The 14529-nt window shown below is 69.4% G+C and carries 12 protein-coding genes and 1 tRNA gene; 6 read left to right on the top strand and 7 right to left on the bottom strand.

The genetic code is table 11. The annotated features are described in order from the left end of the window. Positions 1-84: 84 nt before the first annotated feature. Positions 85-468 carry a DUF2946 family protein gene (locus R1Z03_RS01400; protein ID WP_284429392.1) on the bottom strand — a complete coding sequence of 128 codons (384 nt, stop codon included), beginning with the start codon at positions 466-468 and terminating at the stop codon, positions 85-87. Positions 469-674: 206 nt separating this feature from the next. Here R1Z03_RS01400 and R1Z03_RS01405 point away from each other — a divergent pair, with 206 nt between their 5' ends. From R1Z03_RS01405 to R1Z03_RS01425, 5 genes are all read left to right on the top strand, one after another. Continuing rightward, positions 675-1196, top strand: a complete 522-nt coding sequence (locus tag R1Z03_RS01405) for a DUF2127 domain-containing protein (protein ID WP_317356252.1) — start codon at positions 675-677, stop codon at positions 1194-1196. Positions 1197-1414: 218 nt separating this feature from the next. Further along, positions 1415-2929 carry a lyase family protein gene (locus R1Z03_RS01410; protein WP_317356254.1) on the top strand — a complete coding sequence of 505 codons (1515 nt, stop codon included), beginning with the start codon at positions 1415-1417 and terminating at the stop codon, positions 2927-2929. A 1-nt stretch (position 2930) separates the two neighbouring features. Then, entirely contained in the window at positions 2931-3434 is a 504-nt protein-coding gene (locus R1Z03_RS01415) for an META domain-containing protein (protein WP_317356255.1), read from the top strand. 125 nt (positions 3435-3559) lie between these two features. Beyond that, positions 3560-3820, top strand: a complete 261-nt coding sequence (locus R1Z03_RS01420; protein ID WP_272565077.1) for a hypothetical protein — start codon at positions 3560-3562, stop codon at positions 3818-3820. A 362-nt stretch (positions 3821-4182) separates the two neighbouring features. Further along, positions 4183-4911 (top strand): IPTL-CTERM sorting domain-containing protein, encoded by a 729-nt coding sequence (locus R1Z03_RS01425; protein WP_317356257.1) that lies wholly within the window; start codon positions 4183-4185, stop codon positions 4909-4911. A 233-nt stretch (positions 4912-5144) separates the two neighbouring features. Here R1Z03_RS01425 and R1Z03_RS01430 read toward each other — a convergent pair whose 3' ends face one another. Both R1Z03_RS01430 and R1Z03_RS01435 read right to left on the bottom strand, forming a co-directional pair. Beyond that, positions 5145-5672 (bottom strand): hypothetical protein, encoded by a 528-nt coding sequence (locus R1Z03_RS01430; RefSeq protein WP_317356259.1) that lies wholly within the window; start codon positions 5670-5672, stop codon positions 5145-5147. Positions 5673-5692: 20 nt separating this feature from the next. Next, positions 5693-5767: transfer RNA gene (locus R1Z03_RS01435), tRNA-Arg, on the bottom strand. A gap of 175 nt (positions 5768-5942) precedes the next feature. Between R1Z03_RS01435 and R1Z03_RS01440 the strand changes: the two genes are divergently transcribed. Continuing rightward, positions 5943-6437, top strand: a complete 495-nt coding sequence (locus R1Z03_RS01440) for a guanylate cyclase (RefSeq protein WP_317356261.1) — start codon at positions 5943-5945, stop codon at positions 6435-6437. 9 nt (positions 6438-6446) lie between these two features. Here the strand turns inward: R1Z03_RS01440 and R1Z03_RS01445 are convergent, their stop codons facing one another. From R1Z03_RS01445 to R1Z03_RS01460, 4 genes are all read right to left on the bottom strand, one after another. Then, positions 6447-10634 (bottom strand): translocation/assembly module TamB domain-containing protein, encoded by a 4188-nt coding sequence (locus tag R1Z03_RS01445; RefSeq protein WP_317356262.1) that lies wholly within the window; start codon positions 10632-10634, stop codon positions 6447-6449. A gap of 18 nt (positions 10635-10652) precedes the next feature. Then, the gene (locus R1Z03_RS01450) at positions 10653-12494 is read right to left on the bottom strand and encodes a BamA/TamA family outer membrane protein (RefSeq protein ID WP_317356264.1); all 1842 of its coding nucleotides are present in this window, start codon (positions 12492-12494) and stop codon (positions 10653-10655) included. A gap of 209 nt (positions 12495-12703) precedes the next feature. Beyond that, the gene (locus R1Z03_RS01455; protein WP_284429383.1) at positions 12704-13891 is read right to left on the bottom strand and encodes a VWA domain-containing protein; all 1188 of its coding nucleotides are present in this window, start codon (positions 13889-13891) and stop codon (positions 12704-12706) included. 28 nt (positions 13892-13919) lie between these two features. Continuing rightward, positions 13920-14522 carry a GNAT family N-acetyltransferase gene (locus R1Z03_RS01460; RefSeq protein WP_272565070.1) on the bottom strand — a complete coding sequence of 201 codons (603 nt, stop codon included), beginning with the start codon at positions 14520-14522 and terminating at the stop codon, positions 13920-13922. Positions 14523-14529: the final 7 nt, after the last annotated feature.

The following is a 14529-nucleotide window of genomic DNA, read 5'->3' on the forward strand; positions in this document are numbered from 1 at the left end:
GGGGAAATGCGTTCGCGCGGGGCGGCAGTCACCCGCTCACGGGCGGATGGCCGCGCTGCGGCGAACGCAGGGAGCCGGCGAGGCTCAGGTGTGCTGAAAGACCGGGGGCCCGCGCGCAGGCAATGGCGCGGCCGTGGCGGCTGCGATGCGCGCTGCCGCAATGGCCTGCATCGCATGCCCGAGCGGCAGCGGCTGCGGCAGGGTTTGCACCGCCACCACCGGGGGCGGTGCGCCGTGGGGAATGCACAGAGGACAGTCCATGGCCGTCTGCCCCATCTCCACCGGCCCGTCGTCGGTCTGCACATAGACCTTGACCATGCCGGACGTGGAGCAGACCCACTCCATCGCCCGCGCATGCACCAGCGGCGAGGCCGTGGCCACCGCCATCGCCGCCATGAAGCCCATCAACACCCAACGGCGCAGCGCACGCAGGGCGTGCAGCAGGGCGATGGAAGTCGGTTGCTTCATTTTTGATAGCAATATGCCGGGAGGTTGATTGCGCTGGAGGCCTTTTTGGCCCAAATCCGCGTTCGTGGAGCGGCGCCATCGGATCGTCGGGGCGGGCCGCCGGATTGTAGGCCGGGGCCCCGGCTGCGCGGTGGGGTCGGCGGCGCGCGTGCCGGCAGGGCCGACAATCGGCCTGGCGCCCGTCCGCCTTTCGTCACCCATTCACCATGCATCCATCCGCGCCGTTCGCGTGGGAGGCGTTTTCCATGAACCAGGCCGTCCGTCTCGTCGCGTTCCTCGAAGCTTTCAAGGGCCTGCTCGTCCTGGCCGCCGCCACCGGGCTGCTGTCGCTGGCGCACCGGGACATCTACGCCATCGCGGTGCGGCTCATCGAGCATGCGCACTTCAATCCCGCGGCCAGATACCCGCAGATTTTTCTGGACGCGGCCCGCAACGTGCAGGACTCCCGGCTCATGCTGCTGGCCCTGGGCGCTGCCGCGTATGCCGCGCTGCGGCTGGTGGAGGCATACGGCCTGTTCAAGGAACGCCCCTGGGCCGAGGTGCTGGCGGCGGGCAGCGGGGCGATCTACCTGCCGTTCGAGTTCATCGGCTTCCTGCACCACAGCAATGCGCTGCACGCGGGCATTTTCGTGGTCAACGCGCTGGTGGTGGGGGTGATGGTGCGGGCGCTGCTGCAGCGGCGCGCTGCGCGGCCGGGCAGTGCGCCGCAGGGCCTGCACGGCCGCTGACGCCGATGGCGGGTGGCGGCGTCGGGGCGGCTACCATGGCCTTTTCCCCCGCGGAGTTCCCATGCGCAAAGCAATGACCGTCCTCGCCGTCGTCGGCACCCTCGCCGCCCTGTACTTTGCGTACCGCTACGGCGTGTATTGAGCACGGACCCAGCGCGCCCATCATCGCCACGGCCGCCTGCGCCGGTGGAACAAACCCATTACAGAGACAACAGGCCATGCCCATGAAACCCACCCGACTCGCCATTGCCGCCGCCCTTTCCCTGGCGGCCCTCGTGCCCCACGCGGGCGCCCAGACCCCCGCCAAAAAGCACGACGATTTCTTCTGGCTCGGCGAGATCAACAAGGCCACCGCCGTCATCAACACCGACGAAGGCCTGCTCGACCCATCGCTGTCACCCCTCGTCTACAAAGGCATCACCCAGGTGCTGGCCAACGGCGACAAGCCGGGTGGCAAGCGGCCCTCATTGGTCATCACCTTCGAGCCGTTGCTGATCGAGGCCGCCGGACCCCAGATCACGCTGCTGCACGCCGGCCGATCGAGCCAGGACATGCTGGCCACCGCGCGGTCCGCCATCCTGCGCGATGAAATGCTGCACCTGGCCGAGGCGCTCAGCCAAACCACCGCCACCCTGATCGAACTCGCCGGCAAGCACCGGGCCACCGTGGTGCCCAACTACACCAACGGCGTGGCGGCCCAGCCCAACAGCTACGGCCACTATCTGCTGGGCATCGCCGCCGGGCTGGAGCGCGACGCCCAGCGCATCCGCGAAGCCTATGCCCGCATGGACCGCTCGCCCATGGGCACCACGGTGCTCAACGGCACCAGCTGGCCATTGAACCGCCAGCGCATGGCGGACTACCTGGGCTTTTCCGCCACGGTGGACAACGCGTACGACGCCGCGCAGATCTCCGCCGTGGACCAGCCCGTGGAGGCCGGCGCCATCGTCATGGCCATCGCCCTGCATGCCGGCAGCTTCATCGAAGACGTGATGACCCAATACGCCCAGCCGCGCCCCTGGATCCTGCTGCAGGAAGGCGGCGGCAACACGTATGTCTCCAGCGCCATGCCGCAAAAGCGCAATCCCGGCCTGCTCAACAGCACCCGCCGCGACGCGTCCACCGCGCTCAACCTGGGCATGGGCCCCGCATTGCAGGCGCACAACATCCCCCCCGGCATGAGCGACCCCAAGGAGGTCCGCACCAACGCCGCGATGGTGCAGGCGGCGGCCGGCGTACTGAACAACTGGACGCGCATCCTCAACAACCTGGTGATCGATCCCCAGCGTGCGCTGGAGGAGCTCAACAGCGACTGGACCGCCTCGCAGGAACTGGCCGACGTGCTGATGCGCCAATACAAGCTGCCCTTCCGCGTCGGCCACCATTTCGCCTCGGAGGTCGTGGAATACGCCAAGGCCAAGGACATCAAGCCCCTCGCGTTTCCGTATGCGCAGGCGCAACGCATCTACGCCGAGACGGTGAAGGGAACGGAGTTTGCACAGGTGCTGCCCCTGTCCGAGGCCGAGTTCCGTTCCACGCTCGACCCGGTGGCGATCGTCAGGAACCGCCAGACCGCCGGCGGCCCGCAGCCCGCCGAAATGGACCGCATGCTGCGCGAGGCCACCCAGCGCGTGGCCGAGCAGGACGGCTGGATCAAGGCCCGGCGCGCGCAGATCGCGGCGTCGCTGGCGCGGCTGGATGCGGATTTCGAGAAGTTGGGCGGGGCCCGCTAGGGTGCTCGCGTTCATCGCCGGTGCCGCGCTCGCTCTGATAGCGAGTGGCGCGATGGCCTCGCCACAGCAGCCCCCTCAGCGGGAGGCAGAGCCAGCGCGCGAAAACTTCTACCTCGGCACGCTGGATACCGCTGAATGGGGCCTGGTCTCGATCTTCGGCCCTGATGGCACAGAGCGGCACGATTGGCCAAGGACCGGCATGGGCAATTCCGGTCCATCGGTGCGGTTGAGCTTTCCAGGTGCCGGGCTTTTCAGCCTGCGCGTGTGCAACGGGTCGACATTCCGATACCGGTGGTGGGCCGAGGATGGCGGCATTCGTGCCGAGCCAGTTTTCCAGACGATGGCCGCGTGCGACGATCAGCCCCTGATGCAGATGGAGGCCTGGGCCCATCGGCAGTTGTCGCAAATTCGCCGATACAGCCTGTACACCGCAGCCGGTGGCACCTTGAGACTCAGGCTGTCTTTTGCCGATGGCAGCCGTTGGGAGCTGCAACGCTCGCCGTGACGCGGTTGGTGTCGCGCAGCTTCGACGCATTTCGAAACAGCCGAGGGCAAGGGCCGGGCTATGGTGCGACGGTCACAGGCAGGTTGTGGCCATCGTTCCATCCATGCACCAGGAGAAGAAAACCCATGGCACTCGTTCCATGCCCCGAATGCAACCGGCAGATTTCCGATCAGGCGACCGCTTGCCCCGGCTGCGGCCATCCCCAGGCGATGGCCATCAGCAGGCGTTCTGCCTTTGAATCCGGCACCCATGAGGGCCGCCACGCCGGTACCGTGAAAGCCGGCATTGCCGGGATGACCGCCGCCAGCCTGGGCGGCTGGGCCGCGCGGGCGGTGGCGGTGGTGGTGCTCGGCATCGTCGCGGTCGTCGCGATGCTCAGCCGCTGAGACGCGGTCTGCGGGCGCTGACCCCGCATGCCTTGGACCGACCGTCCCTGGAAACTCCGGCTCGCCGCCATGCGCTGCGTCCGCTCACTGGCGGCGGCCTGCCCCGGGTGATCGACGGCTGGCTGGCGCAAGCCCCTTAAAAAACGCGACTTTCCGCAGATCCAGGGCTGGAACGCTTGTAAGAAACCCGTCAGAAACGCATGATCCCGGGTCTTTTTCGACCTGCTGCCAGTTGATCCATGGTTTTTGCGTTCTCCCCGCCTGTTCCCCCCTTTCTGGATATTCGGAGATGGGCTGCCCGATGGGCCCTCTTCATTGCGCTCGCCGCCCTCTCGCAGGGCGCGTGGGCCATGCAGATCTTCGTGAAAACCGTCTCCGGGAGGACCATCGCGCTGGACGTGGAGCCCAGCGACTCGATTGAGAACGTGAAGGCCAAGATCCAGGACCAGGAAGGCATTGCGCCCGAGCAGCAGCGGCTGATCTTTGCGGGCAAGCAACTGGAAGACGGCCGAACCCTCTCGGACTACAACATCCAGAAGGAATCGACCCTGCATCTGGTGGTGCGCCTGCCGAGCGTCGAGGACTCGTTCACCGGCGCTTCGCCCGCCGGCAGTGGGCAGATCACCGCGTCGCTGACCGGCGTGAGCGGTTGCACGTTCGACACCGCGCAGACCGTGTTCGAGGTGCCATCCAGCCGCCCCGCGGGCGCGCAGTTTCCCCAAGGCGTCTTCCGCTTCGTGGCCACCACCTGCGCGGGCAAGGTCACCGTGACGTTGAAGTACCCGCAGGCGCTGGCAGCGGGCAGCCGCTTCATGAAGTACGGCCCGCGCACCGCGGGCGCGGCGCAGTCGGAGTGGTTTGAATGGCCGGGCGCCCAGATCAATGGGGACACGGTGACCTTCGACATCGAGGACAACGGCCCGGGGGACGCCGATCCGGCAGTGGGCACGATCTCCGATCCGGGCGGGCCGGCGGTGATTGCCGCGGCGCCGGCGAGTGCCGCCGCCATTCCCACGCTGTCGCACTTCGGCCTGGCGATGCTGACGGCCTTGCTGGGGCTGCTGGCATGGCATCGGCGGCGATCTGCCTGAGCGCAGCGCGTGTCGTGCCCTGAGGGAGGCCTCTCACGGGGGCTGTAGGGCACTGCGTGCTGGCAACGCAGCATCTGGCGCCATTGAAATGCCGGCGCACGGATGAGGTGAACAGCTTGCTCGAACCGGGCGCGTGCTCAACGAAAGGCTTGTGCAAAGGCTTCCCAGGATAGGCCGGTGCCTCTTGCGAGGTCGCTCGTCACGCCGTCAATTCGGCGATGGCGCACCCCGTCTCAGCAACGGAGCCTGTGCTGCTGATCCCTGGCATCCTTGCGCTCCCGCCTCACCCAGTCCAGGTCGTAGTACCGGCTGCCGGCCCGCCCCATGCTGTCCAGCATCCTGACCCGCTCTTCCAGCGCAGAGCATGTGCCGTTGTTGGCCTGGGAGGGCTGTGGTGCTGGCAGGGCGTGGCTTTGAATGGGCGCAGCTGCAGCTGCCTCGGCTTGCGCCTTCTGATGCCTGCCGGCCTCCACTTGGTCATTCCACGACACGTTGGCAGGCACCCGCTGAATCCGTTCGATGGTCCACCCTCTTTGTGCGCAGTGCTCGGCGGTCCAGTACAACCCGCCCTGGGGGGCGCGACAGAGGTAGATTTCCTTGGTTCGCGGGCCACTCGGATCGCTGATGATCGGCGAGGTGTCGATGACCTTCGCGCCTTTGCATGGCTCATCGGTGTACGTTTTTCCGCAGCGATACACCTCAGCCGACGCGGCAAGAGGCAGCGCACAGGCGGCGGCAGCAAGGACGAAGCGAAAAGCCATTGCGCTAAAGGAAGGAAATTTGGTCCCCTCGACAGGAATCGAACCTGTATCTAGCGCTTAGGAGGCACTCGTTCTATCCATTGAACTACGAGGAGGACGGGCGATTGTAAAGGCGTGGCCGTGGCAGCTTTTCCCCGCTGTGCTGAGACCTCAGCAAAAGAAGATCGCGCCCGGCGCGGGGCCAGAGGCCATGGGAGTGCCGCATTTCCGCAGCGGCAACCCGCCCCGGGCGGTGCGCCGCTCTAAAATGCCTCCGCAATGATTTCACTGATGACGCCTCCACAGTTCCACGCCCTGCTCCTGGCGGAGGGACTCTCTCCCGCCATGGAGGCCCTCAACCGCGGTGTGCCGCATCGGTACACCGGCATCTTCCAGGTGATCGAGTCGCAGCTCATCAACGTCTTCCTCTACGACAAGCAGCACCAGGTCCGGCCCGAGGCGCTGGCCGTGGTGGCGCTGGACAACAGCTTTTGCCAGTTCGTGCTGCGCGATGGCTCGCTGCTGGTGGACAACTCGATGCACGACGAGCGGCTGCTGGCCAGCTCGTTCCGCGGGGTGGTGGTGGCCTACCACGGCGTGCCGGTGACCGATCACCGCGGCGGCCTGTACGGCACGCTGTGCCATTTCGATCTGGTGGAGCAGGGGCTGGCGTCCGCCCAGTTCGAATTGCTGCAGGCCGCGGGGAGCCTGCTCTATCCCTATCTGCCGCACGGGGATGGCCGGGTGCAGAACGCGCCCCAGTTCGCCCGCGCCGCGGCGGGCTGATGGGCCCCGTCAGTCGTACCGCACCGTGTAGATCAGGTCCACCGCGCTTTGCGCGCCGGTCTGGCCGCGCAGCGTGAGGCTCTTGGTCAGGTCGTAGAAGATGTACAGCGTGCCCAGGGCGCCCGAGAGGCTGCGCTCGTAGGTCACGTACAGGTCCTTGGACAGGCGCTTGCCGAAGGTGAGCGCGGCGGCCGAGGCATCCTCGCCCGAGCCGGGGCCCTTGAACCCGATTTCGTCGAGCCCCACGCGCTTGGCGAAGTTGCCGGCACCGGCATTGCCGTTACCCCCGAGCAGTGCCAGCGCCGCCTGCTGCAGCAGCGCGGCCTCGGCGCCGCCGGCAGCGCCGCTGCGGCCCAGCACCACCCAGGAGAGCTTTTCGGCGTCGGGCAGATCGGGGTCGGAATAGAGCCGCACGCGCGGCGCCTTGGCCGAGCCGGTGACCTGCACGCCGGCGCGCACGCTGATGTTCGGCCGGATGGCAAGGATGTCCAGCGCGGGGTTGTCGTACGGGCCGTTGAAGCGTGCCAAGCCCGTCTCCACATCGAGCGACTGGCCCCAGGCGCGGTAGCGGCCTTCCACGGTGCGCACCTCGCCGGTGACGCGCGGCGGCGCCCCGGCGACGGTGGCGCCGCGGATTTCCAGCTCGCCCGCCAGGCGGGTGGTGATGCCGTGGCCCTGCAGCGCGAAGTCGTCGCCCAGGTTGAGGGTGACGGCGATGTCCGGCGGCTTGGCGGCTTCCACGCGGCCGGCGGCCTGGCCCGCGCGTTCGGCCTGCTTGACGGTTTCGCGGTCCTTGGCGGCGGAGCGCACGACCACGTCGGTGCCCAGGCTGGGTGCGCCGGCCTCGGGCAGGATGATGGTGGCGCGGTCGGTGGTGAGCTTGCCGCGCAGCGTGAACTGGCCCTGGCGCAGCCGCGCCTGCAGATTGCCGGACACGCTGACCTGGCGGTCGGCGCGCACCAGCACCTGCAGGGCGCGCGCCTCGGCGTCGAAGTCCATGGCGATGCCGGAGCCGGTGGCGCCGCTGCCGCCCGTGGCCCAAGACACGCTGCCTTGGCCGGTGAGCGTGCCGCCGTCGCGCGGGGCCGCGGTGCGGTTGCCGCTGAAGCCGGCGATGCGTGCGTTGCTGCCCTGGCCGCCGTTCACGCGAAATTCGGTGATGTCAAGCCGGTCGCCGTTCAGCGTGGCGCGCAGGCGCCCGTCCTGCAGGTCCACGCCGTCGATGAGCGAGCGCACCGACAGCTGGTCGGCGCCGAGCGTTCCGCTCCAGCGGGGGGCGGCGCGGTTGCCGGCGAGGGCGACATTGGCGTCCAGCGTGCCCTTCACGCGCCAGCCCGGCGGTGCCAGTGCGGACCACACGCCCACGTCCGGCAGCTGGGCGCGCACGGTGGCGGCCAGCGGGGCATCGGCAGGCCATTGCCAGCCTCCATCGGCACGGGCCAGGCGGGTGCTGCCCTCGGCCTGCACGCGGCCGGCGCGTTCGCTGTCCCACTGCACGCGGGCACGCACGGTGTCGCCCTCGGCCTGCAGCTGCACTTCGGCCTGCCGCACGCCCGCCGGCGTGCCGGGCCCTTCGCTCGTCTGCGCGCGGCCGGCGCCCTGGCCCTGGCCGCTGCTGTGCACCACCGTCGTGGCGGGCGCGGCGCTGCCGGCCAGCACGCGGATGTCGCCGCTGGCGCGCCGCACGCTGGCACTGGCGCGCAGGGTGTCGCCCGCATCCACGTCCCAGTCGCCGTCGAACACGAGGTTGCCCGCCAGGCCCAGCCGCTGCAGGGCTTCCTGGCCTTGCGGGCCGAACGCTTCGGTCCAGGCCATGGGCAACCCCTGCAGGCGGCCCTGCGTGCGCAAGGCGATGGCGCCATTGGCGGCCTGGGCAAAGCGGACGGGCTCCCAGTGCAGCGTGACTTGCCCCGGCGCCGGGCCGGAGACGGTGGCCTGGCCGCCCGAGGTCTCCACCTGCAGGCTGGGCGACTGGCGCAGAGCAACGGACAGCGGCTGGTTGAACTGCACCGTCCAGGGGCCGGGCAGTTGCTCGTCGCGGGCCTGCGCACGCAACTCGGTGATCTGCGCGTTCCATTGCCCGGGGGCGGCCGTGCCCGCGGTGCCGCGCAGGCGCAGGTCCAGTCGGCGCCGGTCCACGCGTGCCTCGCCGTCCAGCGACAGCGTGGACTGGGGCAATCCGCCGGCCAGTTCGGCGCGCACCGCCGTGAGCCGTACGGCCATGGGCGCGGCCGAGCCGCTGGCGGGCAGGGAGACGTCGAAGCGCGGCGCGGCCAGCCGGGCCTGCCATTCGAACCGCTCGCCGGCAGCGGCGCGGGCCGTGCCTGCGGCGGCCGGGGCCAGCAGGCCCGCCGCCTGCAATTGGCGCTGCAGGGTCTGCCAGCCGCCGTTCCAGCGGGTGGTGAACTGGGCGTCGCCCTGCATGGATGCGCCGCGCAGGGTGGTGGCCAGGCCGGGCAAGGACTCGATCCAGCGCTGCACGCGCTGCGCATCGGCCACCCGCAGCTCCAACTGGCCGTTGCCTGCCCGGGGAGCGATCTGGCCGTCCATCTGGGCCGTGGCACCCGGCACGGTGGCCTGCAACTGTCCTTTGACCGACAGGTCGGCCGTGCCGATCTGCAACTGGCGTGCATTCACCTGCGCCTGCAGGGCATCGAGCTGCAGGCGGGCGAGCGCCAGCCGGCTGCCTTGCCAGGTGCCTTCGGTGGCTAGGCGCTCGACGCGCAAGGCTGCCGGCGCGCCGGTGCGCCGGGGTGCCGCGGCACCGGTGGCGCGCAGGTCGGCGGAAAAGCGCACCAGCGGTTCGCCGTCGCCGCCTTCGCTGCGGGCCTGCGCCTGCCCGGCGACGGGGGTGGAGTCCAGGGTGCTGTAGAGGGCGTTGGGGCGCAGGCCTCGCACTTCGGCACGGCCTTCCATGGCGCGCGTGGCGGGGGTGAAGCGGCCCTGCAGCGCCACGCTGCCGTTGCCGATGCGCGCGGTGGCGTTGGGCACGGTCCACTGCGTGCCGTCGAAGGCGGCCTGGGCATCGATGCTTTCCAGGGGCAGCCGGCGCTGGTCCCACGGGCCCGGCACGGCGTTGCGCAACTGGGCACCGATGGCCCAGCCTGCGGCGGTGGCACCGGGTGCGGCAGCAGCGGCCGGGTCCACGCGCAACTGCCCGCTCAGCGAGGTCACGGGAGCTTGCGGCCACAGGGCGGCCAGATCCAGGGATTCGACGTCGGCGCGCGCCTGCAGCACCGGCTGCGCAGCCCAGGGTGCGATCTCGGCCTGCACGTCGGCACGCATCGGCTCGGCGGGTTTCGCGGGTCGGGCCGCTGGCTTGCCGGGTTTGGCGGAAGGGCCGGGGGCGGGACGCGAGGCTTGCGCTATCGGTGGAGCCGCTGTCAATGGCTCGGCGGCCTGTGCCTGCAATTGGGCGGTGATCTGCAGCCGTGCGGCTGCGGTGGCCAAGGTGCCTTTGGCCTCGGCATGGGCCTTGGCTTCGATGTCGTCGCCGCCGCCCGGCGATGCCGTGCGCACGGTGCCGTCGGCCTTCAGCTCCAGCGCCATCGGCGCCTGGGCCTGCACGGTGGCCTGGCCGGAATAGTGGCCCTGGGCGAAGGCCACGCTGTCCAGCGCCAGTCGGTGGTGGGTGCCGTCGTAGCGGTAGTGGCCTGCCAGCCCCTGCGCGGTGACCGGGCTGGGCGCGGCCCAGGTGATGGTGTCCACGCGGAACGGCAGGTCGATGCGCAGCGGCAGTTCCAGCGATTGCAGCGGCTGTGGCGGCGTGTCGGGTTCGGTGCGGGGCGGGCCCTGCGGGATGATCTTGACCTCGGCCACATGCACTTCGCCCAGCGTGAGCTGGCGCTGCAGCAAGGGCGCCAGCTGCCAGGCAATGCGTGCATCGTTGACTTCCACCGCCAGCGTGGGGCTGCTCCAGCGCAGCCAGCCGATGTGGCCGCCGGCGCGCAGCGAGCCGGTCACGTCGCGGGTTTCGAGTTGCTGGTCGGCGGGAAGGTAGCGTGCCGCGCGGTCCAGCGTGGTGGCCAGCGAGGCCTGGCCGCCGGCCCACCACCAGGCCGCACCGAGGACGAGGGCGACCAGGGCCAGCAGCGCGGCGAGGGTCCAGGCGGCGATGCGCCAGCCGCGCCGGCGCCGGGGTGCGGGAACGGGGGCCGCCGCGGCGGCGTAGGGGTTGCGGGGAGCGCGCGTTGCCATGGGTCTTTCAGATGGCGGTCAGAAGCTGAAGCCCAGCCGCAGGTGCAGCCGCAGTTGCTTGGCCTGCACGCCATAGGCCACGTCGGCCTGCAGCGGCCCCACGGGGCTGCGCCAGCGCAGGCCGGCGCCCACGCCCACGCGCGGGTCCAGGTCGCCCGCGCGGTCGGCCACGGCGCCGGCATCGATGAACATGGCGGTTTCGAAATCGGTGCGGTTGCCGCGGAACTCGATCGGCCGCTGCCATTCGGCGCTGGCCACGGTCAGGTAGCGGCCGCCATACAGCTGGCCGTTGGAGGTGCGCGCCCCGATCTCGCGGTAGCCGTAGCCGCGCACCGTGGTGTCGCCCCCGGTCAGGAACAGCGTGGTCACCGGGATCTCGGCCGCGCGGCGCGCAAGCACTGCGCCGCCTTCGGCGCGCAGGGCCAGCCGGCTGGTGCGGGTGACGCCTTCGCCCATGTCCACGCGGCCCATGGGGTAGAACGACTGCCACCGCAGGTAGGCCCGCACGAAGGGGTCGCGCTCGGGCCGCAGCGTGGTGCCCACGCCCAGCTCCGCGGCCAGGCCGAAGCCCCGCGTGGGATTGGTGGTGTTGTTGAAGTAGCGGCCCGTCCAGCCGTAGTTGGCGCTGATGGCCGCGCTGGAGGGCGGCGCGTCCGTGCCCTGGCTCTTGGCGGTGTCGTGCTGCAGGAAATAGCTGCGGTCGATGTGGTCGGTGCTCTTGCTGCGGCCGCCCCGCAGGCGGCTGCTGTTGACCTCGTAGTCGCCCGTGGTCTCGCGCTGCACCTGCGCGCCGGTGAACCAGCGCCAGCCGTCCTCGCCGGGCAGGTCGGTCCAGTCGGTGGACAGCAGCTTGTTCTTGCGGTCCACCGAGACCTTGCTGACGGCGCGCCAGCCGATGCCGGGCAACTGGTTGTGGATGTGGTCCACGCTCAGCCGCGGGCCGCTGTCGGTCGACAGGCCCACGCCGAACACCACCTTCTGAAGGGGTGCCTCGCGCACCTGGGCCACCACGGGCGCGGCCTGCGGGTCGGTGCCGTCGGTTTCCAGCGAGAGGAACACGGCGTCGTAGTAGCCGCTGCTGGCCAGCCGCATCTGCGCATCGAGCAACTGGGCTTCGCTGTAGTCGGCGCCCGTGGGCAGGCGGGCAATGCGGCGCGCACCGTCGGCGCTGTAGCGCTCGCCGCCCTGCACGCGCAGCGCGCCGAAGCGGTAGGGCGGTCCGGGGTCGTAGGTCACGCCCAGCTGGGCTTCGTTGCGGTCGGCGTCGATTTCCGCGCGGCTTTTGGCGATGCTGGCGGTGGGATAGCGGGTGGCCTGCAATTGGCGCAGGCCCTGGGATTTGGCGCCGTCCCAGGCGTCCTGCGTGAAGGGCTGGCCGGGCGCGAGCGACCAGCTGCGCTGCACGCGCGCGCGTCGGTTGGCGAACTGGGGCGAATCGGCCTCGGTGCCGGTGAAATCGATGTCGGCGCGGGCCACGCGGGTCTGCGGGCCGGGCTCCACCTCCACGGTGATGGTGCGCGGCGCGCCGGCGCTGCCGGGCGTCTCCTGCATCGTGATGGTGAGCGTGGGGCTGAAATAGCCCAGGGTGCCGAGCAACTCTCGCGCGTTGGACTCGGCCGCGCCCAGCAGGCGGGTGATCTCGCTCGACTGCAGGTCGGGCAGCTGGCGAAAGCGCTGCAGCTCCATGTGCCGAGTGAGGTATTCGCGCACGGCATCGGGTGCGCGCACTTCGAGCGAGAACGCATCGGGCCCGGTGCCGGCACCGGCATCGGACTGGATGGTGTTGTTGTCCACCGTGCCTTCCTTGGCGCCCGGCAGCAGGCTGCAGCCCTGCAGGGCCACCAGGCTCGAAAGCAGCAACGCCGGCCACAAGGCCGGCGTCGGAAATCGTCTCGAAGAATGCGTTGCGGGGAGGGACACGTAAAAGAGGGCTTGGTGGGGCTGGAAGGGGGGGCTGCCAGGCCGTCGCATCCGGGGTGCGCAACGGCAATTGGGGGCACTATGGCCTGAAAAACGCACCGCCGCTGTCAGACAGCGGCGCGCGCTGGGTGGTCCCGGCGGTCAGGCGGTCACTTGGACAGCAGCCGCATGGTTTCTTCCAGGCCCTTGAGCGACAGCGGATACATGCGCTGGCCCACGATCTGCTGGATGATGCCGATGCTCTGCCGGTACTGCCACACGCCCTGGGGCTCGGGGTTGATCCAGGCGAACCGGGGAAAGGCATGGATCAAACGCTGCAGCCACTCGGCGCCGGCCTCTTCGTTGTCGTATTCCACGCTGCCGCCGGGCTGCAGGATCTCGTAGGGGCTCATGGTGGCATCGCCCACGAAGATGAGCTTGTAGTCCTTGTTGTACTTGCGGATGATGTCCCAGGTCGGAAACTTCTCGGCGAAGCGGCGGCGGTTGTTCTTCCACATGAAGTCGTACACGCAGTTGTGGAAGTAATAGAACTCCAGGTGCTTGAACTCCGTCTTCACCGCGGAAAAGAGCTCTTCCACGCGCTGCACGTGCTCGTCCATGGTGCCGCCCACGTCCATGAGCAGCAGCACCTTCACGTTGTTGTGGCGCTCGGGAACCATCTTGATGTCCAGGTAGCCCGCGTTCGCCGCCGTGCTGCGGATGGTGTCCGGCAGATCCAGCTCCATCTCGTGCCCTTCGCGAGCGAACTTGCGCAGCCGCCGCAGCGCCACCTTGATGTTGCGCGTGCCCAGTTCCTGCGTGTCGTCGTAGTCCTTGTAGGCGCGCTGGTCCCACACCTTCACGGCGCTCTTGTTCTTGCCCGCGCCGCCAATGCGCACGCCCTGCGGGTTGTAGCCGCCGTGGCCGAACGGGCTGGTGCCGCCCGTGCCGATCCACTTGTTGCCGCCTTCGTGGCGTTCCTTCTGCTCTTCCAGGCGCTTCTTGAGCGTCTCCATCAGCTCGTCCCAGCCCATCTTCTCGATGGCGGCCTTCTGCTCGGGCGTGAGTTCGCGCTCCAGGATCTTGCGCAGCCAGTCGGCGGGGATGTCCTTGCGGAAGTCGGCCACCATCTCCACGCCCTGGAAGTAGGCGCCGAAGGCCCGGTCGAACTTGTCGAAGTGCTTCTCGTCCTTCACGAGCACGGTGCGCGCGAGGTGGTAGAAGTCGTCCAGGCTCCAGGCGTCCTCGGAGTTCGGGCCCACCACGCCGGCCTGCAAAGCCTCCAGCAGGGTGAGGTATTCCTTCACCGAGACCGGCAACTGGCCGGCGCGCAGGGTGTAGAAGAAGTCGATCAGCATGGGTTGAAGCCTTTTAGCCCTGTGGCGCTTATTCCACTAGGGCATGCTGCTGCAAAAGGTATAGCAACTGGGCTTTGGCTTCCGGCCATTCACCCGAGCGCATGCTGTACATCACCGTGTCGCGGATGGTGCCGTCGCGGCGCAGCGCGTGGCCGCGCAGCACGCCGTCTTTTTTTGCACCCAGGCGCTCGATGGCGCGCTGCGAGGCGAAGTTGTAGTTGTCGGTGCGCCAGCCCACCACGTGGCAGCCCAGCGTGTCGAAGGCGTGGCCCAGCAGCAGCAGCTTGCATGTGGTGTTGACGTGCGTGCGCTGCACGCTCTTGGCATACCAGGTGAAGCCGATCTCCACCCGCTTCACGGCCGGCACGATGTCGTGGTAGCTGCTGGTGCCCAGCACTTTGCCGGTGTCTTCCTGCACCACGGCGAAGGCGAAACGGTGGCCTTGCTCGCGGCCGGCCAGGGCGGTCTCGATGTAGGCGCGCACGTCCTGCGGCTCGGGGACGGAGGTGATGCGCAGCGTCCACAGCGCGCCATCGGTGGCCGCGGCGCGCAGGCCCTCTTCATGCGACAGCGCGAGGGGCTCCAGGCGGATGCCGCGATCGCGCAGGGTGACGGGTTCGACGAAAGCCATGGAAAGA

The organism is Acidovorax sp. BLS4 (assembly GCF_032929295.1).
GTDB lineage: Bacteria > Pseudomonadota > Gammaproteobacteria > Burkholderiales > Burkholderiaceae_C > Paracidovorax.